This is a genomic window from Streptomyces sp. CA-106110 (genome assembly GCF_050936285.1).
Taxonomy (GTDB): Bacteria; Actinomycetota; Actinomycetes; order Streptomycetales; family Streptomycetaceae; genus Streptomyces.
The window spans coordinates 4,862,394-4,888,994 of record NZ_JBNJNB010000001.1; the positions used below are offsets into that span (position 1 = coordinate 4,862,394).

The window sequence follows — 26,601 nt, forward strand, 5'->3', positions numbered from 1 at the left end:
GGTTCATCCGATGGCCTGCCTCGTGTTCCGTGCGTCGATGGCCTCCGCCACGCCGAAGGCCGGCGGGAGCGGCTCGTTGGCGACGTACAGCTTCTCCGCGACCGCCCGGGGCAGCGGCAGATGCTCGAAGCGGCCGCGGACGATCCGGTCGGCGGCGAGGGGCTGGGGCACGAAACGGGACACGGTGGCCACCCGGAACTGCTCGCGGCCGTGGGAGACGACGAGCGCGATCTCCACGACCTTGCGGGAGCCGTCGGCGTACCTCGCGAGCTGCACGATCACGTCGACCGCCGCGTTGATCTGGTCCTTGAGCGCCTCGAAGGGGATCAGCACCTCGGACATCGAGCCGAGGGTCTGCAGTCGCATCAGCGCGTCCTCCGCCGAGTTGGCGTGGACCGTGGCCAGCGACCCGTCGTGGCCCGTGGACATCGCCTGGAGCATGTCGAGCGTCTCGCCGCCGCGGACCTCACCGACGATGATCCGGTCGGGGCGCATCCGGAGACTGTTGCGGACCAGGTCGCGGATGGTGATCCGGCCCTTGCCCTCGACGTTCGGGGGGCGGGACTCCAGGCGGATCACATGCTCCTGCTGGAGCTGGAGTTCGGCCGAGTCCTCGATGGTGATGATGCGCTCGTGGGCCGGGATCAGCCCGGACAGGGCGTTGAGCAGGGTGGTCTTCCCGGTGCCCGTACCGCCGCTGACGATGAGGTTGAAGCGGGCGCGGACGAAGGCGGCGAGCAGCATCAGCATCTGCTCGTCGAGGGAGCCGAGGCCGATGAGTTCGGGGAGCGTGTAGGCGCGCGGGAAGCGGCGGATGGTGAGGGTGGGTCCGGTCAGGGCGAGCGGCGGGATGATGACGTTGACGCGTTCACCGGTGGGCAGGCGGGCGTCGACCATCGGGTTGGACTCGTCGACCCGGCGGTTGACCGTGGAGACGATGCGCTCGATCGTCTGCATCAGCTGCTCGGTGGAGGCGAAGCGCAGCGGGAGCTGCTCCACACGGCCGGCCCGCTCCACGAAGATCGAGTCCGGGCCGTTGACCATGATCTCGGTGATGGACGCGTCGGCGAGGAGCGGTTCGAGGACGCCCAGGCCGAGGGCCTCGTCGACGACCCGCCGGATCAGCTGGGAGCGCTCGGCGGAGGAGAGGACCGGCCCCTCCCGGCTGATGATGTGCCCGAGGACGCGCTCCAGGCGGACCCTGCGTTCGGCTGCCGCGAGGCCCGACATCTCGGCGAGGTCGATCTCTTCGAGGAGTTTGGCGCGGTAGACCGCGACGAGGTGTCCGTCCTCGCGGTCGGCCCCGCCGTCGTCGGGGGCGGCGATACGGGAGCGCAGGCTCATGTCCGTCGTCAGCTCCTCTCCGGGGGACCGGGGTCGGGGTCGTTGGGCATGGTGGCGTGGCGGGTCACGGTCCAGCCGCCGAAGAGGGGGATGACGGCGGGCACGCGGACGGTGACGGTGGCGGTGGTGGTGCCGGCGCCTTTGGGGGCGTCCACGCGGGGACTGAGCCAGCCGCTGACGGCCGCCGTGCCCGCCGTTTGACCGTCGCCGTTCTGCGAGGCGACGCGGGCCGCGGCCCGGGCGGCGGTGCCGGCCTGGCTGATGCCGTAGCCGATGAGCCCGAGCTGGACGGCGGCCATGCCGATGACGAGGAGGATGGGCAGGAATCCGGCGAACTCCAGCATCGAGACGCCCCGGTCGTCGCGGAGACGAGCCCTCGGCGGGATCCTCATGGCCGGTTCCCCTCGAGCGCCGCGCCCGCGCTGCCGTCCACCCGCCAGCCCGGGTTGACGCCCGGGAAGAACAGGGGGACGTCCGCCTCCACCGTCGCCCTCATCACCGAGCCGCCCGGGTCCGGCGTGCAGCGGATCTGTGCCCCGCTCCACGCGCCCGGCAGATGCCTGGCGCCCGCCGACGCGCACGCCCCGGACCAGTCGCCGTCCACCGCGTACGCCGCCGTGGCCGCCCGTGCCGCCTCGTCCGCCGCGTTGCCCGCGAGCGAGTACGTGTAGCCGTACAGGGTGCACTCCCACAGGAGCGCCATCACGACCAGGACGAGCGGGAACATGCCGGCGAACTCCAGGGTCACCGAGCCCCGGTCGCCGCCTTTGCGCCACAGACTCAGCGCTCCCCGGTCCGAGGACACCTTGCGCCTCCGGCCGCCTCCGCCCTCGTGCGCCGCGACCAGGTCCAGCTCTCCCGCCAGCGACCACAGCGCCTGCTTCACGGCGGAGCGGGCGTCGAGGTCCTGGAGCCGTCCGGCGTCGACGACGGGCTGGAGTTCCTTGAAGGACGCCGGGACCGAGGCGCGGGCCACCTTCGTGCCGGTGACGCGTTCAACGAGGGCGGGCTGGATCTCCGTACCGCGTGAGTGGCGGTTGACGACGGTGACGGTCTCCTCGGCCTTGCGGATCTGGAGCCGGTCCCACAGGCGCACCATCCGTTTCGCGGCGCGGACCGCGATCACGTCCGGAGTCACGAGCAGCAGCGCCTGGTCGGCGACCTCGACGGCCGCGGCGGTGGCGGAGTTCATCTGGGATCCGCAGTCGACGACCACGACGTCGTGGCGGGAGCGCAGGGTGCCGAGGATCTGGCGGGTCACCCGGTCCGTGACCTCCTCGCCTCGCTCCCCCTCGGCGGGGGCGAGGAGGAGCCCGATGCCGCTGTCGTGGGTGTAGAGCGCGTCCTGGAGAACCCGGGGATTGATGTCCGTGATCCCGGCGAGGTCCGCCACCGAGCGCCGGAACTGGACGTCCAGGTAGGAGGCGACGTCCCCGGACTGCAGGTCGAGGTCGACCAGCGCGACCGTGCGGCCCGAGGCGCGTGCGGCGAGCGCCAGCTGGACGGCGGTGACCGTCGCTCCCACACCGCCCTTGGCCCCGGTCACCGTGACCACCGTCCCGCCCGCGCCGGCGTACAGCTCCGGTGTGCCGCTGCCCAGGTGGCGGCGCATGCCCACCGACCAGGCGGCGGCGGCCTGGACGCGTTCGGCGAGGGCGTCGTAGCCGAGGGGCAGGGTGACGATGCCGCGGGCGCCGGAGTCCATCGCGGCGGTGAGCACGCCCGTGCTCGTGTCGGCGGTGATGAGAACGACCCCGACCGCGGGGAACCGCAGCACCAGATCGCGGATGAGTTCGAGCGCGGGGACCGGACCGATCCGCTCGTGCACGAGCACGACCTCGGGCAGTTCGTCGAGGGACTCGCCGGCCAGCCGGGCCAGGGTGTCGAGCAGGGCCGTGGAGTCGTGGACCGGCGGTGCGGGTTCGGCGTCGTCGAGCCGGCTCAGCAGGGTGGTGAGCGAGCGGGCCGTGTCCAGGTCGCCGACGGCGGAGAGGATACGGATGGTCATCGGCGGCACCTCAGGGGGACAGGCCCGCTGGGCACGGGGACGGACCTCATGCGCGGCCTCCTACTTGTCCTGGTCGAGGGTGTAGGTGCGGTCTCCCGGGGCGACCGCGGTCTGGGTACCGCCCGCGACCAGGGCGAGCCGTACGTGTTCGGCGAACGACTCGGCGTAGGCCACCCGCTGGGCGTCGGCCGTGTCGAGCGCGAAGGTGATGGGGACGGCCTCGGTGGCGTTGCGCCGCCGTTCGTCGCTGGACTGGCCCGGTTCGAGCGCGGTGAGCTTGCCGACGTCGAGGACACGGGCGTTGGTCACGATGACCTTGGACTCGTCCTTGCTCTTCTCGTTGGCGGCCTTGAAGGTGGCGTAGATGTTGACCCGGGAGCCGGGGTCGATCTTGCCGGCCACACCGGTCGAGGCGTCGATCATGATGGCGATCTCCTGCTGTCCGGGCTGGAGTTCTGGCCGGTCGACGATCATGTCGGTCTGGAGCAGGGAGCCCTTCTCCAGCCGGGTCACCGCGATCTTGCCGCGGATCTGCGTGAGGCTGGTGACGGCGGTCGCGGACAGCCAGCGTCTGGGCATGGCTATCTGCTCGAACTGGTCGGCCGTGAGCTCCTTGTACGGCGCGATGTCGCTCTTGAGGCGGTACGCCGTGACCTCGGGGCCGACCTTCGAGTTCACGTCGCGGATCACCGACAGCACTCCGGCGAAGGCGCCGACGGCGGCGAGGGCCGAGAGGACCAGCAGGATGACGCCACGGCGCTGGCGTGAGTTCATGACGCGGACAACCTCGATCGGAGCGGTGGGGGACGGGCGGTCGAGCGGTCGTGCGGTCGTGCTGTGGAGTTGTGCCTTCGGGGTTACGTGCCGCCCCGTGGCAGGGCGCGGGCAGCGGTGACCGGCTGCTGTGCGGACGGTGGGGGCAGGGGCGCCGCGCAGAACCCGCAGCGGTCGCCGATGAGCTCCAGCCCGCACCAGTGGCAGACCTCGCGTCGTACCGACGAGACGAGGTGGTAGAGCACGGACACGTCGTGCAGGCCCGCCGCGAACTCGACGAGCCGGCCGGTCCCCCACCACCGCCCGGACATCTCCGGCAGCGGCACGGTCGCCACACCCTGGACGCGCCAGGCGGGCGCGAGGTGGGCGGTGACCCAGTCCGAGGGCGGCTGACCGGCGGCGACGAACATCCGGGTACCGAACTCGGGGCCGGGCAACTCCTCCTGCCCGGCCCGTACGAGCAGCGGCCGGGGATGGGCGAGCACGCCGAACTGGGCGCCCGGCACCCATGACTTGGCGTGTGAGGCCAGCGGGACGGGGACGTGGTCGAGCTTGGCGACCGAACCGAGGAGGGCGCCCGCGTAGATGTAGTGGGCAAGCAGCCGCGCGGACGAGGCCAGCACCCCGGGACTGAAGTCGCAGACGGACAGCTGCCGCAACTGCTGGGCGAGCAGGGCGAGTCCGAGGGGAGGCAGGTTCACCCCGAGGACGGCGATGCGGTCGCTCTCCAGGACGGAGCGCATCGTACGCAGCCGCTGCACGGCCTGGGCGTCGCCGGATGCGGGGTGCAGGGCGATCACATAGCCGTGCTGCTCGACCAGTGCGTGCATACCGGTCAGGGACTGTTCGAGAGTGGGCTGAGGCTGGACCGCGGCGGGCGGCGTCTGCCGGTCGAGCGGCGGCAGCACCAGGTCGGAACTGGTGACGGCTATCGCGGTCGGCACGGCTGCACACCACCCCGTTCACTGCGGCGGGGTGGTCGACCACCGCCTCAGATCGCCCCTGTGACGTCCCATTGCATCGTCCTGCACCAGCACCATATCCACGGCATGCCCCGCTCAACACCGAATCCGGAAGATCATCTCACCGAAGGTGCGAGCGTGATCAACACAGAGTAGGCGTACAGACGTCAACTCGGCCCTCGTTCCGGGCCGTTGCCATCACCAGAGGTCTTGACAACCCAATTGGTCTGGACCAAATTCTTTCGTCAGGCGGTGGCCACCGTTCCGCAATGCCCTCCTGCCCCCCATACCCCCCTCGGAGGCCCAAGTGGACCGCATATCAGGCATACCCCGCCCCAGACGAACCCTCGCCGGGGCCGCCGTCGCAGCGCTCGCCCTCTCCTTCCTGGCCGCCGGTCCCGCGGCCGCCGCGGACGTGAACAACGCCAGGAACGCCGGGTTCGAGTCGGGCCTCGCCAACTGGACCTGTGCGGCGGGCAGCGGCACGACGGTGTCGTCGCCGGCGCACGGCGGGTCTGCCGCGCTGAAGGCCACACCCGCGGGCCAGGACTACGCGCAGTGCTCGCAGACGGTCGCGGTCAAGCCCAACTCGACGTACACGCTGAGCGCCTGGGTGCAGGGCGGGTACACGTTCCTGAGAGCCACGGGCACCGGCACCACGGACGTGTCGACCTGGACACCGGACTCGACGAGCTGGAAACAGCTCTCGACGACCTTCACCACCGGCGCCTCGACCTCGTCGGTGACGGTGTATCTGCACGGCTGGTACGGACAGGCGGCGTACTACGCGGACGACGTGTCGGTGTTCGGCCCGGACGGGGGCGGCGGCGGTGACCCGGCCCCGACCGTGCCCGCGACCCCCACGGGCCTCGCGGTCTCTTCCACCACCTCCTCGTCGGTCTCCCTGGCCTGGAACGCGGTGTCGGGCGCGACGGGCTACAACGTCTACCGCAGCGGCACGAAGGTGGCCGCCGTCACCGGCACCTCCGCGACCGTGACGGGGCTGTCACCGTCGACCTCGTACTCGTTCCAGGTGACGGCGACCAACGCGGCGGGCGAGTCGGCCAAGTCGTCGCCGGTGACCGCCACGACCGCGGCCACCGGCGGGGGCGGCGGCGGGACACTCCCCAAGCACGCGGTCACGGGCTACTGGCAGAACTTCAACAACGGCGCGACGGTCCAGAAGATCTCGGACGTCCCGTCGCAGTACGACATCATCGCGGTGGCCTTCGCCGACGCCACGGGCACACCGGGCGCCGTGACCTTCAACCTGGACTCGGCCGGTCTCGGCGGCTACACCGTGGACCAGTTCAAGGCGGACATCAGGGCGAAGCAGGCGGCCGGCAAGAAGGTAATCGTCTCAGTGGGCGGCCAGAACGGCACGGTGTCGGTGAGCGACTCCACCTCCGCGGCGAACTTCGCCAACTCGCTCTACTCCCTGATGCAGACCTACGGCTTCGACGGCGTGGACATCGACCTGGAGAACGGCCTGAACGCGACCTACATGTCGCAGGCTCTGCGGCAGCTGTCCTCGAAGGCGGGCTCCTCGCTGGTCATCACGATGGCCCCGCAGACGATCGACATGCAGTCGACGTCGAACGGGTACTTCCAGACGGCGCTGAACATCAAGGACATCCTGACCGTCGTCAACACCCAGTACTACAACAGCGGTTCGATGCTGGGCTGCGACGGCAAGGTCTACAGCCAGGGCTCGGTGGACTTCCTGACCGCCCTGGCCTGCATCCAGCTCGAGGGGGGTCTGTCCCCGTCGCAGGTGGGCCTCGGCGTCCCGGCCTCACCGAGCGGGGCGGGCAGCGGCTATGTCTCCCCCACGGTGGTGAACAACGCCCTGGACTGCCTGACGAAGACCACGAACTGCGGTTCCTTCCGGCCGTCGAAGACGTACCCCGACCTGCGGGGCGCGATGACATGGTCGACCAACTGGGACGCGGCCTCCGGCAACGCCTGGTCGAACGCGGTGGGACCGCACGTGCACGCGCTGCCGTGACGGTGGGGTGACAGACGCCTCAGGGGCGGGACGGCTTGCCGTGAGCAGGCCGTCCCGCCCCTCCCGTCCGTGCCGGAAGGTCACCCCATGGCGGCCGCGAGGCGGACGGATCGCGGGGCCGGTGTCCCCTCCCGCACAGGTCTGTTGAAACATTTCTCCGGGTCCACCGCATCAATGAGATGAAGGCGGTCGGAAGAAACCGAGAGACCGGGGGAACGGATGCGGCAAGGCCGGAGCGAGGGATACCCGGAGTTCGCGGCAGCACGTGCCGGCCATCTGTACCGGTCCGCCTGCCTCCTCACCGGCGGCGACACCCATCTCGCCGAGGACCTCGTCCAGGAGACCCTCGGCCGGGTGTACCTCCGCTGGGGCCGGATCTCCCGCGTCGACAACCCCGCCGGCTACGCCCAGACCATCCTCACCCGTACCTTCCTCGCCCACCAGCGGCGGCACAGCAGCCGCAAGGAGCGCGCCACCGACGTGCTCCCCGACGTCCCCGTGCAGGACACGCCCGGTGACATGCCGCTGCGGCTCACCCTGCTCGAGGCGCTCGGCCGGCTGCCCGCCAAGGACCGGGCCGTGGTCGTCCTGCGCTACTGGGAGGACCGCAGCATCGAGGAGACCGCGGCCGTGATGAACACCAGCTCGGCCGCCGTGCGCACACGCTGCGTCCGCGCACTCGCCCGGCTGCGCTCCCTCCTCGGCGGCGCCATCAGCGAGTACGCGACACCCTGACCACCCCGCCCCGCCCCGCCCCTGCCCCACAACCCTCACCCGCAGAAAAGGCGGTTCGCCATGCCCGTAGAAGACCACGACCTCTTCGAGGACCAGCTCGCCTCGGCCCTGCGGCAGGCCGGCGACACCTTCGAGCCCGACCGGCACGCCCTCGTCATCGGCGGCGAGGAGCGCGCCCGGCGGATCCGGCGCGGTCGGGCCGCCGTCGTGGGCGGCGCGACCGGCGTCGCGCTCGTGGGGCTCGGCGCGGCCATGCTCCTGCCCACCGGTCACGGCGCGGACGGACAGCAGCGGTCCGTGGCCGCCGGTCCGTCCACCCACGCCGCCTCGGCCGCGCCGCGGACCACCGTGTCCGGCGGCCAACTGGTCCGCACCCTCCAGAAGCTGCTGCCCGAGGGGCGGTTCAGCCAGGAGGCGGGGAACGGTACGGACGGCCGGCTGCCGCCGTTCGCCCGGCTCGTGTACGACGACGGCAAGGGCAAGGCCGGCATCGCCGTCGGCCTCACCCGAGTCCAGCCCGGCGGCCAGGAGGCCGTTCAGAGCACCCAGTGCCCCGACAAGGTGTTCATCGCGTACGACGCCTGCACCAGCACCACGCTGTCCGACGGATCCCGGCTCATGGTCCTGCAGGGGTACGAGTACCCGGACCGCCGCGTCGACACGAAGCTGTGGAACGCGGAACTCGTCACGCCGTCCGGGCAGCACATCAGCGTGCAGGAGTGGAACTCCCCCGCCGAGAAGGACGCGCCCATCACCCGGGACGAGCCCCCGCTGTCGCCCTCCCAGCTCAGGACGCTCGTCACCGCACCCGAGTGGCGCGCGGCCGCCGACACCATCCCCGTGAGCACCGGGAAGCCGTCGGCCGAGCCGAGCACCACACAGGGCGTCCCCCACGGCTCCGTCTCCAAGACGCTGGTCTCGCTGCTGCCCAAGGGGCTCGAGGTCGTCTCGAAGAGCCGTGCGGACGCGGAGTTCGGATATGTAGTCCTCGACGACGGAAAGGGCGCGAGCCTGGTCCAGGTCAACGTTCAGCCCCACATGTCGGACGTGGAGGGCCAGCTCTTCGGCGACGGCGCCACGACACTGCCCGACGGCACCAAGGTCGCCACGCGCCAGGGGCCCGGTGAGAAGGGCGGCCAGGGGGTCGTCATGTGGACGGTGGACACCATTCGTCCCGGCGGCTTCCGGGTGGTGATCAGTGCCTTCAACTCCGGCGCCCAGTACACGTCCGCGACGCGTACGGCCCCGGTGCTCACCATGAAGCAGCTGGAAGCCATCGCCACCAGCGCGAAGTGGCGCACGTTGGGCTGACGTACAGCAGCCGAAAGGGCCCCGGCGGGTGAACGCCGGGGCCCTTTCGCCGTCCGACGGCTGCGAAGACGCCCCGAACCGCGCCGGACCGGCGAAAGGCGCCGCCCGCGCATCCTCACGTCGAGTTCCCGGGGCGGCTTCTACCCGCCCTACGAGGTCATCGAGCGGGAGACGTCGCGGAACCGGGACGCGGTGCTCCAACTGCTGGAGAACGCCGACTGCATGTACCGCTCCATCGGGAAGGCGGCGCAGTACTGCAGTTGACGGCCCGGATCAGTCCTCTGCCTTCTCGAGGACGGCGGCCTTGTCCTCGCCGTCCTCGAAGTAGGTGTCCAGGACCTCGTCGAGCCGTGCCTCCCACTCCTGGAAACGCGAGCGGGAATCGGCCTCGATCTCGATCGGGTACCAGCGGCGCTCCGGCGTGTGCACGGTCACCGTGAACCGCTTGCCGAAGCGCGAGGTCTCCGTCTCCACGGCGCCGATCTCGTCCCACCGGAACTCGCACTCCTGGTCGTCCAGGCGGAGTTGTACGCCGCTGTGGTCCGCGACGATCCGGGCGCGGCGGTCGGAGGCCTCGAAGACGGGGCCCTCCGACTCGGACTCCGCCGTGGACTCCTCCTCGGGCTCCTCGGCGGGCTCCTTCTCCCCGGCCGGCTTCTCCTCGGCGGCCGGGGCGTCGGAGACCGCGCCGTCGGAGGCGGTCTCCTGGGTCACGACCCCGGACTCCGGCTCCTCCGGCTTGGCGTCCCCGGGTTCGCCGGACACGGGTGAGATGAGCCCGGGAATGAAGGCCGGGTCCATACCGGCGCCGTCCAGGGGCTGGCTGCTCGAACCAATGCGCTGCTCCACAGCGGGCAGTATGGTCGAAGATCCTGTGCCGGACACAGCCAGCCCCGGCATCGTTATACGAATCTTCGCTATACGAAGACACTCACCACGGCGGCCGCCGCGAATCCGGCCACCGACAGCACCGACTCCAGCACCGTCCATGTCCGCAGCGTGTCGCGCTCGCTGATGCCGAAGTACTTCGCCACCATCCAGAAGCCCCCGTCGTTGACGTGCGAAGCGAAGATGGAACCGGCCGAGATGGCCATGATGACCAGGGCGACGAAGGCCTGGGAGTGGTGGCCCTCCGACAGGAGCGGGGCGACGATGCCCGCCGTCGTGACGATCGCCACCGTCGCCGAGCCCTGGGCCACGCGCAGGACGAGCGAGATCAGGTACGCGAGGACGAGCACCGGCAGGCCGACGTCGTGGAAGGTGTCGGAGAGGGCCTGCGCGACCCCGCTGCCCTTGAGGACCGCACCGAAGATGCCACCCGCGCCGACCACCAGCAGGATGTTGCCGACCGGCTTGAGGGAGGCGGTGGACACCGCCTCCAGGGACTTGCGGGACCAGCCTCGGCGGATGCCCAGCAGGTAGTACGCCAGCAGCAGCGCGATCGTCAGCGCCACGAACGGGTGGCCGAAGAACTCGATCACGGACCGTCCGGTCGACGGGTCGAAGGCGATCGAGGAGAACGTCGCGAGGAGGATGAGGATCAGGGGCGTACCGATGATCGCGAAGACGGTGGCGAGCGGCACCGGCTTCTCCGGCGGGGTGACGCCGGCCGCCCGCTGTTCCAGCGCGAGAGCGGTCTTCGCCTCCTCCGCCGCCTCGACCATGTCCTGCGGAACGGGCACGAAGATCCGCCTGCCGATCCAGGCCGACCACGCCCACGCGGCCAGCACCGCCGGGATGCCGCACACGATGCCCATCAGGATGACCATGCCGAGGTCGACCTTCAGCAGACCGGCGGCGGCCACCGGGCCCGGGTGCGGCGGCAGGAAGGCGTGGGTCATCGACAGGCCGGCCAGCAGGGGCAGACAGTAGAGCAGGATCGACTTGCCCCCACGCTTGGCGGCCGCGTACACGATCAGCGCGAGCACGAAGATGCCGACGTCGAAGAAGACCGGGATACCGAAGATCAGACCGGTCAGGCCCATGGCGAGGGGGGCTCGCTGCTCGCCGAACAGGCCCAGCAGCCGGGACGCCAGCACCTCGGCGCCGCCGCTGACTTCGAGGACCGCGCCGAGCATCGTGCCCAGGCCGATGATGATGGCGACATGGCCGAGGGTGCCGCCCATGCCCGACTCGATGAGGGAGACGGCGTCCGAGCGCTGGACCGTGCCGAAGAGTTCGGTGACCGACAGGCCCGCGCCGAGGCCGACGGCTATGGAGACCGCCAGCAGCGCCACGAAGGGCTGGAGCCGCAGCTTGATGATCAGGACGAGCAGCAGCGCGATACCGAGTGCGGCGACCGTGAGCAGACCGGCGGTGCCGTGGACGAGGAGGAGCAGGCCGCCGGTGTGGGGCGGGGGTGGTGGGGTTCCGGTGGCGGCCAGAGAAGACATGCGCATGACAGGAGGACCTCTTGCTTCTCGTAAGACCGTGGAGCTTTCGGGCAAGGGAGATCGCGGCACGGCACCCCGGGGGTGGGGGGCGCCGCACCGTGACGACGTACGGAGGTGCGGGGGGCGGCCGCCGCGTCAGCCGAGGACGGCCAGCGCGTCGATCTCGATGAGGAGGCCGGCCGGGAGACCCACGTAGACGGTGGTCCGGGCGGCGGGCGGCTGGGTGAGGCCCTGCTCCTCGAAGTAGGAGTTGTAGATCTCGTTCATCTCGGCGAAGTGGTCCACGTCGGTCAGATAGACGCGGATCATCATCACGTCGTCCCAGGAGGCTCCGCCCTCCTGAAGGATCGACTTGACGTTGGCGAGGGTCTGGAGGGTCTGCTCGCGCAGCGTCGGACCCGCGGGCGTGGGGGGCTTGCCCTCCTCGGCGGGCAGGAAGCCGACCTGGCCGGCGACCTGGAGGATGTTCCCCTTCTTCACGCCGTGCGAGAACCTGGCGGGCGGCGTGGTGTGGGTCTTCGGCGTCAGGGCGATCTTGTCCGTCATACGGCGTCCTTTGCTGGTGTGTTGCCGGAGTACTCCCGGGTGATGGCGGCCGCGGTACGGCGCACCAGCGGAAGCAGGGTGAGGAGTTCGTCGGCGGTGACGACGACATTGGGCGCGGAGACCGACATGGCCGCGACGGCCCGCCCGTCGGCGCCGCGGATAGGGGCGGCGACGCAGTTGATGGACTCCTCGTGGCCGCCGAGGTCGGTGGCCCAGCCCTGTTCGCGCACGATCGCCAGTTCCTTCAGGAAGGCGGCCGGGTTCGGCGTCGAACGGGCCGTGTACAGGGGGTAGTCGAGCTTCTCCACGACCGCGCGGCGCTCGGGCTCGGGCAGATCGGCGAGCAGCAGCTTGGCGACGGCCGCGACCGTGATCGCCACCGGCTTCCCGATCCGCGAGTACATCCGCACGGGGTAGCGGCTCTCCACCTTGTCGATGTAGAGGACCTCGTTCTCCTCGTAGACGGCGAGGTGGACGGTGTGCCCGCACTCCTCGTTCAGGCGGACGAGGTGGGGATGGGCGATCTCGCGGACGTCGAGGTTCTCCACTGCCTCCTGGGCGAGGGCGAAGAGGCGGGCGCCGAGGCGGTAGCGCTGGTCGGACTGGCGGTACACCAGGCCGTGCTCGTGCAGGGTGCGCAGGAGCCGCAGGGCGGTGGACTTGTGCACCCCGAGCCGGTCCGCGACCTGTCCGAGATCGGCGGGTCCCTCGGCGAGCAGCGGCAGAATGCTCAGCGCCCGGTCGACGGTCTGGCTCATGGTGTCCGTACCTCCTCCTCGGCCCGTACGTCGGCTTCGGTCCAGCCGGGGCCGAGTCGAAGTGTCCCCCACCCGGCGTCGTCGAGTGCGGCCAGACGGTCGGCGTGGTCGCGCGCGGGAGGGGCAGCGAGATCACCGGGGACGGTGAGGGCTGCGGCGGCCATGAGATGGCCGCGGCGGAGGCGGTCGCGGACGGGCAGGCCGCGCAGGGTGGCGGAGAGGAAACCGGCGGCGAAGGCGTCCCCGGCACCGACGGCGGCCACGACGTCGACGTTCAGGGCGGGTACGAAGGTGGCGGTACCCGTGGCGTCCTCGCACAGGCCGTCGGTGTCCTTGTCGAGCGCCGTCGCCCCGCCCCTGCCCTGCTTGACGACCACGATCTCCGGTTCGGGGAGCGCCTCCCGGATCGCGCGGGCGCCGTGCAGCCCCCACGCCTGCCGGGCCTCGTCGTCCCCGACGAACACGATGTCGGCTCCGCGGGCCAGTTCCAGCAGCACCCGGGGCCCGTCGGCGTCGCGCCACAGCCCGGGGCGGTGGTTGACGTCGAAGGAGACGAGCGGACGCCCCGCACGGGGCGCCGTCAGCTCCCGCAGCAGATCCAGGCAGCCACCGGAGAGCGCGGCCGTGATCCCGGACAGGTGCAGCACCCGGCCGGACCGTGCCGCGTCCAGGTCGACGTTCTCCACCGTCATCGCCGAGGCCGCCGATCCCGCCCGGTAGTACGCCACCTCGTGTGCGTCGGTCGCCCGGTCCCCCGCCGTGCGGAAATAGATGCCGGTGCGCCGCGCCGGATCACGCCGTACGGACGCGACGTCGACGCCGTACGCCCCGATGGCCTCGACCAGGTGGTCTCCGAAGCCGTCCGCCCCGACCCGGCTGACCCACCGCGCCGAGTACCCGGCGGCCGCCAGCACACACGCGACGTTGGACTCCGCGCCGCCGATCCCCCGCTCGAAGGACGGCACGTCGGCGAGGCGCCCCGGCCGGGACGGCAGGAACGTGACCATGGACTCGCCGAGCGCGACGACGTCCACGGTGTCCATGGCGTCCGGGGCGGTGGGCAGGCCGTTGGCGGTCACGATGGTGGTGGCTCCTCGTCGGACGGGAGTGCCCCTGCTCGAGCGGGGGCACAAGCTCGGGAACGGTCGCGGCGACTCCGTTGACCGCGTGTTGGCCGGGATGTTAGACAGCAGCAAGCGAGATACGCAACGACCGTTGCACATTCTGCAATGGTCGACCTCAAGGAGGCCCCATGGACGCAGACACCGCCGCAGAACGCCTCGCCGCCCTCGGAGCGGAACGCGTCGACCACCGCTTCAAGGGCCTCCCGCCGGACGCCCAGGGCCTGACACTCGCCGAACTGGCGGCCGAGCGCCGCAATCTCTTCACCGGCGGCTTCACCACCCCGGTCCTCGCCCTGTCCGCCGAGCGACTGGACCACAACGTCCGCCTCATGGAGACGTACGCGGCCCGCCACGGCCTCGCCTTCGCCCCGCACGGCAAGACGTCCATGGCACCCCAGCTCTTCCACCGCCAGATCGAGCACGGCGCCTGGGGCATCACCCTCGCGGTCCCCCACCAGGTGCGTGTGGCACGGGAGTTCGGCATCCAGCGGGTCTTCCTCGCCAATGAGCTCGTGGATCCGGCGGCCCTTCGCGGGCTGGCCGCCGACCTCGCCGCGGACGAGGAGTTCCACTTCATCTGCTACGTCGACTCGGTACGCGGCGTGGAGCTGATGGACGCGGCACTACAGGGGACGGCGCGCCGGATCGACGTGGTCGTGGAGCTGGCGGCCGGTGAGGGTGCCCGGACCGGCGTGCGCACGGAGGAGGAGTGCGCGGCGGTCGCGGACGCCGTGGCGGCGACGCGGACCCTGCGGCTGGTGGGCGTGGCGGGGTACGAGGGCGAGGTGCCGCAGGCGAACCCGGACCGGGTACGCGCCTGGCTGCGCCGGCTCACCGCGCTGGCCGTGGAGTTCGACAAGGCGGGACGCTTCGCCGGTCTCGGCGAGATCGTGGTGAGCGCGGGCGGCAGCGCGTGGTTCGACGCGGTGGCGGACGTCTTCGCGGACATCCCGGAACTCTCCGCACCAGTGCTGAAGCTCCTGCGCTCGGGCGCCTATGTCTCGCACGACGACGGTCACTACCGCAAGCTCACCCCATTCACCCGCGTCCCGCAGGAGGGCGGGCTGGAGCCGGCGTTCCGCCTGTGGGCCCAGGTGGTCTCCCGCCCCTCCCCGGAGCAGGCCTTCGCCAACGCGGGCAAGCGGGACGCGGCCTACGACCTCGACCTGCCCTTCGCCCAGGTGGTACGCCGGGACGGCGAGGAGCGGCCGGCCACGGGCGTCTCGGTGACCGCCCTCTCCGACCAGCACGCCTGGCTCCGTACGGACCCCGAAGCGGACGTCGAGGTCGGCGACTGGATCGGGCTGGGCCTGTCCCATCCGTGCACGTCCTTCGACAAGTGGCAGCTGATCCCGGTGGCCGAGGCGGACGGCACGGTCGTCGACTACATCCGTACGTTCTTCTAAGAGTCATCACGTGATGCTGGTGTGATGCCGGTCGACCAGTTCCGGTGCAGAGCGTGCGCGTGTGGGTGGCGCGTTGTCCGTGTGGGCGGCTGTTCCGACGTGGGCCTTGTGCCGCGTGGTTGCGGGTCGGGTCTCATTCGGGGTGGGCCGGTACCGGTCGTCGGTGTTGTGTCGAGCAGAGGCCTGTTGTCCCGAGGTGTTCGGGGCAGAAGCTGCCGCGTGGGTGCGGCCCGGGCTGGGGCGGGCACCGCGCTGCGGTTGACTCGACAGGGCTTCTTGCAGCCCTGCTTGGAACAAGATTTGTGTGCTGCGCGCCTGGACAGTGTCCAGGCACGCAGTGCTGGGGTCGTCCGGATCGCCGAGGAGGACGTGGGCGGCGAGGAGGGCGGACACCAAGTCGCGGTCGCCGATCAGCCCGCACTCTCGGCAGGTGTGGATCCGGTCGGCGAGGGTTTTGGCGACCCGTTCGCCGCACAGACACGTCTGGGACAGGCGGGTGGTGAACGTGGACGCGCGCAACAGCCAGCCGCCAGCCTTCTCGCATTCGCGGGATATCGCGGTGATGACCCGTCCAGGAGTCGTGGCCTGTAAGGCCTTCCCCCATAGCCGGAACCAGGTGCGAATGTCGCAGTCCTCGACGACCAGCCGGTTGCCGTGTCCGGCAACGATCTGTTCAGCGATGCGCCGGGCGCGATGGTCTTGCGCCGCGGCCGCGGTCGCCGCCGCCTCCGCGAGCCGGGCCCGGTCGAACCGGTAACCGGCCGACAGGGCGTCACGCCGGTACGCCTGCTTGGGAACACCGGCCTTCTTTGCGGCCCGGGCTCCTCCAGGCACCTCAACGTTCCGGGCCGGCAGGCCTGCGGCCTGGCGCCGCTCCGCGCGGGCCTGTTGCCGTTTCGATGGCTGGTATTGGGCGTTGTTGGTCGCCCGGCGGGAGCGGTCGAGAGCCCGTTTGCGGCCACGCTCCTTGCGATGGGCTTGCTCGAGCGCGGCACGTTCCGTCTCGGTGAGCTCCACTCGGGTTACGTGCAGGGGCCCGTCGTCGGGGTCGAAAGTATCCGGAAGGGAGACGACGGACAGATTGGAGACGTTCCCGTCGATCCCGCCCACACGCTGCGATCCAGCCGCGGCCTTCCGCCGGGCCCTTGTCGCAGGCGACGCATAACCTCCGGCAAGGACCATCAGGTGAGCTTCGTAGGCCCACCCGCCAGGGGATCCGGCGTCGCGGCGGCGAACGAGATCAACCTTGTGCCGCGTGTCCGGGTTGTTCAGGAAGTGCAGCAGCCGCGGCCACCGGCCGGAGCCGGACGGCAGTCGCACGGGCAGGACCAGGTCCCCGCGCTGCGAAGCAGCACCCCCGCTGAACACGACGGCCAGGGGGCCGGCGTGGTCCCACCACGTAGCAGCCCGGGTCTTCGGTGTGCCTTTCGGTGTCACTTCACCCGTCGGTATGCGGCCTGTGGGGCGTGCAGGCACGAGCAGACGACGCGGCTGCTCCAGCACCCTCATCCCTGCCGGAAGTGCCGCTGCCTGCTCCGGTGTAGCCACCGAAGGTTCAAGGCTGCGGTGCCGGTAGACGTCCAGGTGCCCGGCAAGCGTGCCGTGCAAGCGGAACGTCTCCCACTTCCGCGCGGTGGTATGTGATCGGGCCCGGCCGGGGATCCGGGTGTAGCCCCACCAGCGGCCCACCCTCGGGCGCCCGAACCTGCGACCCGACGCATCCGGGAACAAGTGCCGCCTTATCGACGTCTCGAAGACCTCGTCAGCCTGGTGCATCACCAGTGCTTTGGTGACGTGATGCCCAAGATGACCGGAGTTCTCGATGTGCCGGTACGCGCGGCGTTCCATACCCTCCCGGGTCAGACCCAGCGCAATCCGCCAGGCTTTCGCATCCGCCTCCCGGCGCACGTCACCGGCCCAGTACGCGTCGACCGCGGCACGTGCGTCGCGTTGCAGAGCGCGTTTCACCGACCACATGGAGGAAAACAGCTGCTCAACCCGGTGCACAGACGCGAGGTCGTGAACATCCAACGGGAGGCGAATCACCGCAAGTTCGGTGTCCTCGCCTCGTTTCCACCGGACGCCCTTGTTCTTCCCGCGGAACCGGCGGGCCGGCGCGTCGTCGGAGGCAGGCACCGTCCCGAGCATCTCAACACTCACCGAAAACCCACCTCCTAATTCGCGAGTACGCGGTTCCAGGGCAGCCCCGTGAAGGGCTGCCGGATTGTCTTTCAACGTCCCAACCACAGGTGTCCATCCGCACCGTTGGCAGCACGGCAACCAACACCGAAGCTACATGCCCCCACTGACAACAGCCTCCAGCCCGGCAGCAGTTCCGGCCTTATGCTTTCCTCATGCGTCTGCGGCTTGCTCACTGCACCTCTGCTGACCTGCGTGCGTGGACAGACCTGACAGGACCGCAACTCCACCATCTCGTCCAGCAACTGTGGGAATTCAAGCCCGACACGGGCCGCGGACACCCCTGGGCACTCCCATGTGCAGACCAGGTCCTTCTTATCGAGCTTGCCTACCGCACCAACCTGACCATGCAGCAACTCGATGCCCTCTTCGGCATCACTCATGCTGCAGCGCACCGCACTATCGACCGGCTCGCGAAACCCCTCGCCGAGCTCCTCGGTCCACCGCCCGCCGATCGACGGGAACTCCGGATTGTCGACAGCGCACTCACTCCCATCCACGACCAATCCCGCACTGCGAAAAGCAAGAACTACCGGCGCAGCGTCAACATGCAGATCATCTGCCGGGTCCGTGACCGCCGGGTCCCGGCTGTCGGGGCGGCGTCGCCGAGGGCCGCAACGACGTCGTCGTCTTCCGAGCAACCCTCGCACCAACGCTGCCCGACCATCCGAGACCCTCAGGCGAGGGCGGCTACCGCGGCATCGACCGCATGCGCACGCCACGCCGCGGACCCAACGGCCGCATCATCAAAGACCACACCTACCGAAGGTTCCGCAAACGGCGAGCGGTCGAAGAACACACCATCGCCCGCCTCAAAGACCACCAGATCCTCCGCCAATGCAGGTGCCGTGGCGATGCCGTCAACCATGGCGTCGCCGGCGTCGCCGCAATCCACAACCTCAAACTCGACATCCGGTAAACAGGGCCATCACCCAAGCAAGGCGTGGCCCACCGGCATTACGTGATGGCTCTTAGGAGATCCGGCGTGGAAGAGCTCGTCATCCGGGACGCCGACGTCGTGGACGGCAGCGGGGAACCCGCCTACCGCGCCGACGTGGTCGTCAACAACGGCAGGATCGTATCCATCGTCAAGGAGGCCGCGGCGGCCGGCTGCCAGCGCCCCGAGGCCCGCCGCGAGCTGGACGCAGAGGGCCTGGTCCTCTCCCCCGGCTTCATCGACATGCACGCGCACAGCGACCTGGCCCTGTTGCGCGACCCGGACCACAGCGCCAAAGTCGCGCAGGGCGTGACGCTCGAGGTCGTCGGGCAGGACGGGCTGTCGTACGCCCCGATCGACGACCGTACGCTCGCCGAGGTGCGCCGCGCGATCACCGGCTGGAACGGGTATGGCGACGACATCGACTTCACCTGGCGGTCCGTCGGCGAGTACCTGGACCGTCTGGACGAGGGCATCGCGGTCAACGCCGCGTATCTGATCCCGCAGGGCACGGTCCGGATGCTGGCCGTCGGCTGGGAGGACCGGGAGGCGACGCCCGCGGAGCTCGACCGGATGCGGCGACTGGTCGCGGAGGGGATGGAGCAGGGCGCCGTCGGCATGTCGTCCGGGCTCACCTACACGCCCGGCATGTACGCCCCGGACACCGAACTGGCCGAGCTGTGCCGAGTGGTGGCCTCCTACGGCGGCTACTACTGCCCGCACCACCGCTCGTACGGGGCGGGCGCCCTCGAGGCCTACGAGGAGATGGTGGCCCTGACCCGCGAGGCCGGCTGTGCGCTGCACCTCGCCCACGCCACCATGAACTTCGGCGTGAACGAGGGCCGCGCCCCCGAACTGCTGTCCCTGCTGGACAAGGCGCTCGCGGCGGGCGCGGACATCACGCTGGACACCTATCCCTACACCCCGGGCTCGACGACGCTGGCCGCGATGCTGCCCAGTTGGGCGAGCGAGGGCGGCCCCGAGGAGATCCTCGCGCGGCTCGCCGACGACGCGGTGGCCGAGCGGATCCGGCACGACATGGAGGTCACCGGCGCCGACGGCTGCCACGGCGTCCCCATCGAGTGGGACACGATCGAGATCTCCGGGGTGAGCGGGCCCGGGCTCGCCTCCTACATCGGCCGGACCGTCCAGGAGTCGGCGGACCTGCGCGGCGAGGCCCCGTGGACGACGGCCCGGCGGCTGCTGGTCGAGGACCGGCTCGGCCCCACGATCCTGCAGCACGTGGGCCATGAGGAGAACGTGCGGGCGATCATGCGCCACCGGGTCCACACCGGCGGCTCGGACGGCATCCTCCAGGGGGCGAAACCGCACCCGCGCGCCTACGGCACGTTCCCGCACTATCTGGGCCGGTATGTGAGGGAGTTGGGCGTGCTGTCGCTGGAGGAGTGCGTCGCCCATCTCACCTCGCGGCCGGCGGCCCGGCTGCGGCTGCCGGACCGCGGCCTGGTCCGCGAGGGACACCGCGCGGACCTGGTCCTCTTCGACCCGGCCACGGTCGCCGCGGGCGCCACCTTCGAGCGGCCGCGCACGCTTCCCACGGGCATCCCGTACGTCCTGGTCGACGGCCGCTTCGCGATCGAGGACGGGCGCAGGACGGACGTCCTCGCCGGGCGGGCGGTCCGCCGGACTCCGGTGTGACCGCCCGCCCCGCGCCTTCGGCGCCGGATGCTACGGCTTGGGCAGGACGCAGCCGCTCGCGTTCAGGTTCAGCTTGTTGCCGGTGCCGAAGCAGGCGGGGATCTGGTACGTCTCCTCGGCGTAGTTGATCCCCTGACGGACAGTCACGTTGCCGCTCGCGTCGACCTCGCAGGGGTTGTCCACCGTGCAGGTCTGGCCGTCCTCGTTGCCGGTGTTGTTGACCGCGACGACCTTGCCGGTGGAGGTGTCGACGACGGGCGATCCCGAGGTGCCGCCGATGGTGTTGCAGGCGGAGGTGTAGCGGACCGAGTCCTTCCAGGTCCAGCCGCCCTCCTTCAGGCGGTAGACGAACCCGTCGATGGTGCAGCTGTAGATCCGCTTCCAGTACCCGGAGACGACCCTGATCGCGGTGCCGGCGACCGGGTGGGTGTCGGCGACGGTGAGCGCACCGATGCCGTACGAGCTCTTGATCTGCGCGTAGGTGCGGGTCAGCTGGTAGATCGTCACATCCGTGTCGGTCATGGTCGAGTAGGCGACCTTGCTCGCACGGAGGGTGGCGACCTTGGTGCCGGAGGAGTTGAGCAGGCCGAAGCTGCGGCTGGAGGCCTGGTCGACGATGACCTCACCGGGGTTCGGGAATCCGGTCTCCAGGCAGTGGCCGTTGGTGAGCACGAGCGCCGGGTCGCTGTCCGCGGAGTTCGGGAAACGGATGACGGAGCCGGAGCAGTTGCTGAGCGAGACGGTGCCGGCGAAGTCGACGGCCTGGACGGTGGCCGTCCCGGGCGCCGTGGCCACCGTGCCGGACGTCGCCGCGGACTGGGGTTCCGCGACCGCCGGCGCCGCGCCCGCCCCGGCGATGACCAGAGCGAAGAGTGCGGCGACGAGAGGCTTTCTCATGTGGGGGGTCCCCTCTGGATGAGGTTGCGATGACGGGGAGGACCGGAGGTCTTCCTGCCCTCCTGGTTTGTCATGCGCATTGTCAGCAGTGGGGCGTACGGGGGCAAGGAGCGGTTTTCGGCCCTTCCAAGCAGCTGCCGGGACCGCCGCGGTGCCCACGCATACGGGACGGACCGGCGGCACCTTCACGGCAGCCGTCGGCCGCCTTGCGGCAGACTCATCAATTTGCTTAGGGCGCGCAGAGAATCAAGGTGTTGCTTCCGTGGATCTGGCTCGTTGATGTGATATGGCCATATCGCAGGAGACTCGTGATCAACTCTTTGTGAGATTAGCGGTGTTGGTTCCGCACCTGGACGAGCGTCAGCGCCGTCTGCTGATGGGAACCGAGGCCCGGATCCTGGGACACGGCGGGATCCGGGCGGTCGCGCAGGCGGCCGGGGTCAGCGAGACCACCGTCCGCAAGGGCGTCGACGAGCTGGAGGCGGGTGCGGAGCCTTCGGGACGGGTCCGCCGCCCCGGCGGCGGGCGTAAGAGGGCGGCCGAGGTGGACGAGGGGTTGCGTCCTGCGCTGTTGGCGCTGGTCGAGCCGGATATGCGTGGGGATCCGATGTCGCCGCTGCGCTGGACGACGAAGTCGACGCGCAAACTCGCCGGTGAACTCACTCGGCAGGGCCATCGCGTTTCGGCGGACACCGTCGGTGACCTGCTGCGCGAGGAGGGCTTCAGTCTGCAGGCCAACGCCAAGACGATCGAGGGCAGCCAGCATCCCGACCGCGACGCGCAGTTCCGCTACATCAACGAACAGGCCCGCGATCACCGAGACGCCGGGGATCCGGTGATCAGCGTGGACACGAAGAAGAAAGAGCTGGTCGGCGAGTACAAGAACGCTGGGCGTGAGTGGCAGCCTCAGGGCGAGCCGGTGCAGGTCAAGACGCACGACTTCCTCGACCGGCAGGGGCCGGGCAAGGCGATCCCCTACGGGATCTACGACATCACGGCGAACACCGGCTGGGTCAACGTCGGGTGCGACCACGACACCGCGGCCTTCGCGGTCGCTTCGATTGGCCGCTGGTGGCATGCCCGTGGCCGGCACGACTACCCGCATGCCGCACGGCTGCTGATCACCGCGGACGCCGGCGGCTCCAATGGCTACCGCACCCGCGCATGGAAGACCGAACTCGCAGCCCTCGCGGCCGAGACCGGCCTGCAGATCACGGTCTGCCACATGCCGCCCGGCACATCGAAATGGAACAGAGTGGAGCACCGGCTGTTCTCCCACATCTCCATGAACTGGCGCGGCAGACCGCTGACCAGCCACGACGTCATCGTGAATACCATCGCAGCCACCACCACCGGCACCGGGCTCCGGGTCGAGGCCGCACTCGACACCAACACCTACGACACCGGCATCAAAGTCACCGACGCCGAGATCGACGCCCTGGCGATGAGCAGGCACCGCTTCCACGGAGACTGGAACTACACGCTCCACCCCGCCGATGCCCCGCCCACTCCCGGCCCGAGGACGGATCCCGCGACCGTCGCCCGGCCGGCTGCAGCACCGGCTCGCATCGACGGCTCCATGCTCTGGGACCCTGAGCTGACCGGCATGACCTTCGTCGAACTGGACACCCTGCTCAACGATCTGATCCCTGCCCTGGCCGAACAGCGCGAGCGGCTCCGCCACGAGCGACGGGGCGGCGAACGACACCGAACACGCGGCGCAGGGGCCAAGGACAAGCTCTCCGACGCCGACCGGATCCTGGCCACCGTGCTCTACCAGCGCAAGATCGGCACCCATGACTTGCTTGCCCAGCTCTTCGGCGTCACCAGAAGCACCCTCACCCGCGCTGTCCAGGAAGTGCGACCCCTCCTGGCCGAGGCCGGCCACACGATCCCGCCGTCGACAGCCAGATTCCGCACCCCAACGGACCTGGCTACCCACCTCGACAGGTACGGCAACCAGCCACCAACGAAGATCAAACCAGCATGTTGATTCTCTGCGCGCCCTTACGGCTTGGTGCGCGATAGCTGACACCCCCTGCCTAGGTACGCGAACGGCCGTGCGGGACGATCATGATTGTGACGTCAGGATGGGCCCGCACGGCCTTGAGGCATCGTATCTGTACGGGGATCCCGCGCCGCCGCTTAAGCAAGCTGATTGTGGAGCTGGCCGACCCGTGGACGGCCCGTGAGGAGTCCCGGCTGCGCGAACGCCGAGGCCACGACCGGCAGCGCGCCGCAGGAGCCGGCCCCGACCACGAACTGGTCTTCACCGACCGGGTCATTGCCACCCTGGTCGTCCTGCGCTTCCAACTCCCGCACGCCGCCCTCGCCGTGTTCTACGGCGTGGACCGCTCCACGATCACCCGCGCCGTTCACGAGGTACGCCCCCTGCTCGCCGCCCGCGGTTTCGCTATCCCCGATGGCCCCGACCTGCGGCTTCGCTCCCTGGCTGATGTCTTCGCCTACGCCGCCTCCCACGGTGTGGAACTGCGGATCGACGGTACCGAGGTCCGTGTACGCCGCCCCCGGGTGAACAAGCCCGGCCGCCGGGCGTTCGTCTCCGGCAAGATGAAGCAGAACACCAAGAAGGCCAGCGTCATCAGCGACGAGAAGGGCCGCACCCTGTGGACCGGGGCCTTCCGGCCCGGCCGTATGCACGATCAGACCGCGCTGAAGACCGAAGGCATCTCGGACCTGTTCGAGCAGTTCCCCCAGGTGAAGGCCAAGGTGGACGCCGGATACCGAGGCCTGGCCAAACAGTTTCCCAACCAGGTCGAAGCCCCGCCGCTGAAGCCGAAGAAGGATTCCCCGCCCGAAGAAGTAGCTGTCTGGGAGGCCGCTCGCAAGAAGCAGTCCTCCGAGCGGATTCCAGTCGAGCACGCCAACGCCGAGCACAAGCAGTGGCGGTCCCTCCAGCGCTGGATCGGACGCCGCGAGTACTACGACGAGACCCACCTGGCCATCGCCAGCCTGGTCTCCGACCGCACCGCCGAGCGGTGATCATCCACCAGCCAACCCGCCAGGCCAACACGACCCGACCTCAATCGCGCACCAACTCGTTAGAGTTTTTCAGTAATCGTACAGTGACCGTGTGGAACTTCTTCGACTCTCAAAGGCCGCCAAAAGTCTGGGTGTTCACCCCGTGACGCTTCGGCTTTGGGCTGACTCGGGGAAGATTCCGGTGACTTGGGTCAGGCGTGAGCGCCGGTTCTCCTCGATCGATGTGGAAGCAATGAAGGTCTCCACCGGTGGCGAGCGTGTCCGCCTGGAGGGCCTGTACCTGCGCGTGTCCGGCTCCCACGAGCAGGAAGCCTCGCTTCAGACGCAGGAGAAGGAGCTGCGGGCCACCTCCACCGGCGAGATCGTCAAGGTTTTCCGTGACCGGGCCTCTGGGCTGCGAGAGGACCGGCCCGGTCTGAGCCGGCTCCTGCGGGCCGTCGCGGACGGTTCGGTGACCGTGGTTCGCGTGACGCATGAGGACCGGCTCGCACGGTTTGGTGTCGACTGGCTCACACACGTGCTGTCCGTGTACGGCGCGAGTCTTGAGGTGCCGCACCCGAAGAAGCTCAGCAGCCGGGACGAACTCCTTGAGGACCTTGTGTCGCTGGTCACCACGTTCACCGGCCGCCTGTACAGGATGCGGTCGGCCGAAAACCGGCGTCGCCTGCTGGCCGAGTCGGGCCAGTGCGACGCAGGGCGCGCCGCGTGAGTCGAAAGCTGCCGATCGGTAAGGGCAAAACCCCCCGTACCTCGTGCGCCCGCGCCCTGCTCCGCCGGGCAGTGGACGAGAAGACCGGCGAACGCCTGTCGCTGTCCGCTGTGAGGTTACGCGTCGGCTGGTGCGCGGACCTCGTGTCCAACCTGGCCGCCGCCCTGCTGGCCGAACACTGCAATACCGGCGATGTTGATGTGCTGGCCGCCGGCGTGGACGAGGGCGGCCGGGCACTGCCGTCGAACGCGTGGATGGCGCTGCGGCGTCTGGGCTGGAGTGCCGCCCCGCCCGAGGGCGTGAAAGTCAACGACCGGATCGTGCGCATGGCCCAAGAGCAGGCCGGGCGGGCGCTGCGCTCGGCGAAGTGGCGCGCCGACCTGACTGCCGGAGTCCTGGCGACGTGGCCCATCGATCCGAGCAAGCGCACTCCCCGCGAGTGGGACACCGTACGCGCAGCGGTCCCTGGTGGAAAGTATCTGCCGTCCAGCATCATCAAGGCCCGCACCCGGCAGGCCGCCACGTATCTCAAGGCCAACGGCCGTCTGCCCGTGGACGTGTTCGAACTCGAAGGCGCCCCGAAGGTGGCGCGCCTGCTGCTGCTCGCCGCATGCGACGGGCAGCAGGCCACGATCGAACGCTCCGAAACCGGCACCGGGCAGGCGCTGCTACGGCTTCAGCTGCCCACCCGCCCCGACCCGCAGGCATACCGGGACTGGACGTGGGTGGCCTGCCCCATCGCTTTGCCGCCGACGGTCCCGGCATCGGCGGTGCTCCACCTTCCCACCCTTCGCCTCGCGGGTGACACCGTGCGCGCTGACCTGGCCTACACCCACGCCGTTCCCAAGGCCAGCCGCACTGGTCATGCGGTGGCGCTCGGCGTGGACTGGGGCCTGAACACGCTCCTCAGCGCGGGCGCCGTGCAACTGAACGGCGAGGGGCGGATCACCGCGCTCGGTGCCGGCGGCCAGTTCCGGGCCGCCGGTGTGCTCGCCAAGCAGCACCGCCTGCGCCGCCTCTCGGAGCGACTGCACACCAAGGCCGACCAGTATGAACGGCTGATCGCAGGCCACGACCACCAGCTTGCCCCCAAGCTGGACGTGCTCCGCAGCGAGATCCAACATGTCTCGCAGCGCCGGTCGAGCCTCAATGACGCGCTTGCGTGGGCTGCCGCCAGGTGGGCCGTCGACCAGGCGATTGCCGCCGGGGCCACGGTGATCTATGTCGAGGATCTGCGGTCGATGGAAGCCGGGGGCATGGGCCGCACCCTGAACACCCGCCTGTCCCAGCAGGTCCGCGGACAGATCGCCGACCGCATGCGGCACCTCGCCACCGAACAGGGCATCGCCGTCGTCACGGTTCCGGCCCGCAACACCTCCAAACTGTGCCCGCACTGCCTGACCCCGCTGCGGCACCGCAAAACCCCCGACCGGCCCACCCTTGCGGGATGGAAATGGGCCATCTGCCCCCACCAGGACTACCGTTGGCAGGGCGACCGCGACCACGGTGCCTGGCGACGAATCGCAGCCCGCGGCCTGGCCCACCAGGCCACGACCGTTACCGACCACACCAGCGGCCACATGGCGATCCGGACGGTCCTCGACAACCTCGAAGCGAACGCCGTCCTCACACCGACTCCCAAGACCAGCCGGAAGGACCGGACCAAGACCGGCCCCACCCGGCCACGTTCCACACGCCCCGCGCCCAGGCGACGCGGGGCACCCCCCCAGCACGGCCTCACGGTCGTGCCGGCCAGCGTCCGGAGGGACACGCTCACACGGACCGGACCCGGCTGCCCCGCGCAGCCCACCGACACCAGGGCATGAAC

General features: G+C 70.0%; 22 protein-coding genes and 2 pseudogenes. 11 read left to right on the top strand and 13 right to left on the bottom strand.

The window, feature by feature from the left end:
* Nucleotides 1–3: 3 nt before the first annotated feature.
* The 5 genes from ACQEXA_RS22320 to ACQEXA_RS22340 all read right to left on the bottom strand — a co-directional run bounded on the left by ACQEXA_RS22320 (nucleotide 4) and on the right by ACQEXA_RS22340 (nucleotide 5,070).
* Nucleotides 4–1,344 (bottom strand): CpaF family protein, encoded by a 1,341-nt coding sequence (locus tag ACQEXA_RS22320; protein ID WP_359392186.1) that lies wholly within the window; start codon nucleotides 1,342–1,344, stop codon nucleotides 4–6.
* Between the two features lie 8 nt (nucleotides 1,345–1,352).
* Nucleotides 1,353–1,736, bottom strand: a complete 384-nt coding sequence (locus ACQEXA_RS22325) for a TadE/TadG family type IV pilus assembly protein (RefSeq protein ID WP_432931966.1) — start codon at nucleotides 1,734–1,736, stop codon at nucleotides 1,353–1,355.
* Entirely contained in the window at nucleotides 1,733–3,352 is a 1,620-nt protein-coding gene (locus tag ACQEXA_RS22330; protein WP_433130821.1) for an AAA family ATPase, read from the bottom strand. The genes ACQEXA_RS22325 and ACQEXA_RS22330 overlap by 4 nt, the downstream gene beginning before the upstream one ends.
* 60 nt (nucleotides 3,353–3,412) lie before the next feature.
* Nucleotides 3,413–4,126, bottom strand: coding sequence for a Flp pilus assembly protein CpaB (gene cpaB, locus ACQEXA_RS22335; RefSeq protein ID WP_433130823.1), 714 nt, complete (start codon nucleotides 4,124–4,126; stop codon nucleotides 3,413–3,415).
* Between the two features lie 83 nt (nucleotides 4,127–4,209).
* Nucleotides 4,210–5,070: a hypothetical protein gene (locus tag ACQEXA_RS22340; RefSeq protein WP_432931960.1), complete on the bottom strand. Its 861-nt coding sequence runs from the start codon at nucleotides 5,068–5,070 to the stop codon at nucleotides 4,210–4,212.
* 325 nt (nucleotides 5,071–5,395) lie between these two features.
* On the opposite strand from ACQEXA_RS22340, the gene ACQEXA_RS22345 reads away from it, so the two are divergent.
* The 4 genes and pseudogenes from ACQEXA_RS22345 to ACQEXA_RS22360 all read left to right on the top strand — a co-directional run.
* Nucleotides 5,396–7,096 (top strand): chitinase, encoded by a 1,701-nt coding sequence (locus tag ACQEXA_RS22345; RefSeq protein ID WP_433130825.1) that lies wholly within the window; start codon nucleotides 5,396–5,398, stop codon nucleotides 7,094–7,096.
* A 219-nt stretch (nucleotides 7,097–7,315) separates the two neighbouring features.
* On the top strand, nucleotides 7,316–7,831 hold the full coding sequence (locus ACQEXA_RS22350) for a SigE family RNA polymerase sigma factor (RefSeq protein WP_432931956.1): 516 nt from the start codon (nucleotides 7,316–7,318) through the stop codon (nucleotides 7,829–7,831).
* Nucleotides 7,832–7,891: 60 nt separating this feature from the next.
* Nucleotides 7,892–9,142, top strand: coding sequence for a hypothetical protein (locus ACQEXA_RS22355; RefSeq protein ID WP_432931954.1), 1,251 nt, complete (start codon nucleotides 7,892–7,894; stop codon nucleotides 9,140–9,142).
* 117 nt (nucleotides 9,143–9,259) lie between these two features.
* Nucleotides 9,260–9,406: pseudogene (locus ACQEXA_RS22360) on the top strand (zinc carboxypeptidase); the annotation flags it as partial.
* Nucleotides 9,407–9,415: 9 nt separating this feature from the next.
* On the opposite strand, the gene ACQEXA_RS22365 reads toward ACQEXA_RS22360, so the two are convergent.
* The 5 genes from ACQEXA_RS22365 to ACQEXA_RS22385 all read right to left on the bottom strand — a co-directional run bounded on the left by ACQEXA_RS22365 (nucleotide 9,416) and on the right by ACQEXA_RS22385 (nucleotide 13,882).
* Nucleotides 9,416–9,991, bottom strand: a complete 576-nt coding sequence (locus ACQEXA_RS22365; protein ID WP_432931952.1) for a hypothetical protein — start codon at nucleotides 9,989–9,991, stop codon at nucleotides 9,416–9,418.
* Nucleotides 9,992–10,059: 68 nt separating this feature from the next.
* On the bottom strand, nucleotides 10,060–11,535 hold the full coding sequence (locus ACQEXA_RS22370; protein WP_432939509.1) for a GntP family permease: 1,476 nt from the start codon (nucleotides 11,533–11,535) through the stop codon (nucleotides 10,060–10,062).
* 135 nt (nucleotides 11,536–11,670) lie between these two features.
* The gene (locus ACQEXA_RS22375) at nucleotides 11,671–12,081 is read right to left on the bottom strand and encodes a RidA family protein (protein ID WP_432931950.1); all 411 of its coding nucleotides are present in this window, start codon (nucleotides 12,079–12,081) and stop codon (nucleotides 11,671–11,673) included.
* Nucleotides 12,078–12,839 (bottom strand): IclR family transcriptional regulator, encoded by a 762-nt coding sequence (locus ACQEXA_RS22380; RefSeq protein ID WP_360995796.1) that lies wholly within the window; start codon nucleotides 12,837–12,839, stop codon nucleotides 12,078–12,080. The genes ACQEXA_RS22375 and ACQEXA_RS22380 overlap by 4 nt, the downstream gene beginning before the upstream one ends.
* Nucleotides 12,836–13,882: a sugar kinase gene (locus ACQEXA_RS22385; RefSeq protein ID WP_432939506.1), complete on the bottom strand. Its 1,047-nt coding sequence runs from the start codon at nucleotides 13,880–13,882 to the stop codon at nucleotides 12,836–12,838. Before ACQEXA_RS22385 ends, ACQEXA_RS22380 begins: the two co-directional genes overlap by 4 nt.
* Before the next feature lie 209 nt (nucleotides 13,883–14,091).
* Here ACQEXA_RS22385 and ACQEXA_RS22390 point away from each other — a divergent pair, with 209 nt between their 5' ends.
* On the top strand, nucleotides 14,092–15,369 hold the full coding sequence (locus tag ACQEXA_RS22390) for an amino acid deaminase (RefSeq protein WP_432931948.1): 1,278 nt from the start codon (nucleotides 14,092–14,094) through the stop codon (nucleotides 15,367–15,369).
* Nucleotides 15,370–15,375: 6 nt separating this feature from the next.
* On the opposite strand, the gene ACQEXA_RS22395 is transcribed toward ACQEXA_RS22390, so the two are convergent.
* The gene (locus ACQEXA_RS22395) at nucleotides 15,376–17,529 is read right to left on the bottom strand and encodes a zinc ribbon domain-containing protein (RefSeq protein WP_433130827.1); all 2,154 of its coding nucleotides are present in this window, start codon (nucleotides 17,527–17,529) and stop codon (nucleotides 15,376–15,378) included.
* 194 nt (nucleotides 17,530–17,723) lie between these two features.
* On the opposite strand from ACQEXA_RS22395, the pseudogene ACQEXA_RS22400 reads away from it, so the two are divergent.
* Nucleotides 17,724–17,945 (top strand): annotated as a pseudogene (locus ACQEXA_RS22400) (transposase); the annotation flags it as partial.
* Nucleotides 17,946–18,244: 299 nt separating this feature from the next.
* Here ACQEXA_RS22400 and ACQEXA_RS22405 read toward each other — a convergent pair.
* Nucleotides 18,245–18,463 (bottom strand): hypothetical protein, encoded by a 219-nt coding sequence (locus ACQEXA_RS22405; RefSeq protein ID WP_432940059.1) that lies wholly within the window; start codon nucleotides 18,461–18,463, stop codon nucleotides 18,245–18,247.
* Nucleotides 18,464–18,553: 90 nt separating this feature from the next.
* Between ACQEXA_RS22405 and ACQEXA_RS22410 the strand changes: the two genes are divergently transcribed.
* Nucleotides 18,554–20,164 carry an N-acyl-D-amino-acid deacylase family protein gene (locus tag ACQEXA_RS22410; RefSeq protein WP_432931944.1) on the top strand — a complete coding sequence of 537 codons (1,611 nt, stop codon included), beginning with the start codon at nucleotides 18,554–18,556 and terminating at the stop codon, nucleotides 20,162–20,164.
* Between the two features lie 30 nt (nucleotides 20,165–20,194).
* Here the strand turns inward: ACQEXA_RS22410 and ACQEXA_RS22415 are convergent, their stop codons facing one another.
* Nucleotides 20,195–21,061 (bottom strand): S1 family peptidase, encoded by an 867-nt coding sequence (locus ACQEXA_RS22415; RefSeq protein WP_433130829.1) that lies wholly within the window; start codon nucleotides 21,059–21,061, stop codon nucleotides 20,195–20,197.
* A gap of 286 nt (nucleotides 21,062–21,347) precedes the next feature.
* Here ACQEXA_RS22415 and ACQEXA_RS22420 point away from each other — a divergent pair, with 286 nt between their 5' ends.
* From ACQEXA_RS22420 to ACQEXA_RS22435, 4 genes are all read left to right on the top strand, one after another.
* On the top strand, nucleotides 21,348–23,054 hold the full coding sequence (locus ACQEXA_RS22420) for an ISAzo13 family transposase (RefSeq protein ID WP_433128026.1): 1,707 nt from the start codon (nucleotides 21,348–21,350) through the stop codon (nucleotides 23,052–23,054).
* Nucleotides 23,055–23,134: 80 nt separating this feature from the next.
* Entirely contained in the window at nucleotides 23,135–24,064 is a 930-nt protein-coding gene (locus tag ACQEXA_RS22425; RefSeq protein WP_433130831.1) for a transposase family protein, read from the top strand.
* Between the two features lie 91 nt (nucleotides 24,065–24,155).
* A complete protein-coding gene (locus ACQEXA_RS22430; protein WP_433130833.1) occupies nucleotides 24,156–24,773 on the top strand; it encodes an IS607 family transposase in 618 nt (205 codons plus the stop codon).
* Nucleotides 24,770–26,599, top strand: a complete 1,830-nt coding sequence (locus ACQEXA_RS22435) for a zinc ribbon domain-containing protein (protein WP_433130835.1) — start codon at nucleotides 24,770–24,772, stop codon at nucleotides 26,597–26,599. The genes ACQEXA_RS22430 and ACQEXA_RS22435 overlap by 4 nt, the downstream gene beginning before the upstream one ends.
* Nucleotides 26,600–26,601 lie beyond the last annotated feature (2 nt).

Bases quoted from the DNA above. Each gene is read 5' to 3' on its own strand.
- ACQEXA_RS22320 (WP_359392186.1), bottom strand. From the start codon at position 1,344: ATGAGCCTGCGCTCCCGTATCGCCGCCCCCGACGACGGCGGGGCCGAC.
- ACQEXA_RS22390 (WP_432931948.1), top strand. From the start codon at position 14,092: ATGGACGCAGACACCGCCGCAGAACGCCTCGCCGCCCTCGGAGCGGAA.
- ACQEXA_RS22385 (WP_432939506.1), bottom strand. From the start codon at position 13,882: ATGGACACCGTGGACGTCGTCGCGCTCGGCGAGTCCATGGTCACGTTC.
- ACQEXA_RS22415 (WP_433130829.1), bottom strand. From the start codon at position 21,061: ATGAGAAAGCCTCTCGTCGCCGCACTCTTCGCTCTGGTCATCGCCGGG.
- ACQEXA_RS22425 (WP_433130831.1), top strand. From the start codon at position 23,135: ATGATTGTGACGTCAGGATGGGCCCGCACGGCCTTGAGGCATCGTATC.
- ACQEXA_RS22375 (WP_432931950.1), bottom strand. From the start codon at position 12,081: ATGACGGACAAGATCGCCCTGACGCCGAAGACCCACACCACGCCGCCC.
- ACQEXA_RS22420 (WP_433128026.1), top strand. From the start codon at position 21,348: ATGGCCATATCGCAGGAGACTCGTGATCAACTCTTTGTGAGATTAGCG.
- ACQEXA_RS22350 (WP_432931956.1), top strand. From the start codon at position 7,316: ATGCGGCAAGGCCGGAGCGAGGGATACCCGGAGTTCGCGGCAGCACGT.
- ACQEXA_RS22325 (WP_432931966.1), bottom strand. From the start codon at position 1,736: ATGAGGATCCCGCCGAGGGCTCGTCTCCGCGACGACCGGGGCGTCTCG.
- ACQEXA_RS22370 (WP_432939509.1), bottom strand. From the start codon at position 11,535: ATGTCTTCTCTGGCCGCCACCGGAACCCCACCACCCCCGCCCCACACC.
- cpaB (WP_433130823.1), bottom strand. From the start codon at position 4,126: ATGAACTCACGCCAGCGCCGTGGCGTCATCCTGCTGGTCCTCTCGGCC.
- ACQEXA_RS22380 (WP_360995796.1), bottom strand. From the start codon at position 12,839: ATGAGCCAGACCGTCGACCGGGCGCTGAGCATTCTGCCGCTGCTCGCC.
- ACQEXA_RS22355 (WP_432931954.1), top strand. From the start codon at position 7,892: ATGCCCGTAGAAGACCACGACCTCTTCGAGGACCAGCTCGCCTCGGCC.
- ACQEXA_RS22330 (WP_433130821.1), bottom strand. From the start codon at position 3,352: ATGACCATCCGTATCCTCTCCGCCGTCGGCGACCTGGACACGGCCCGC.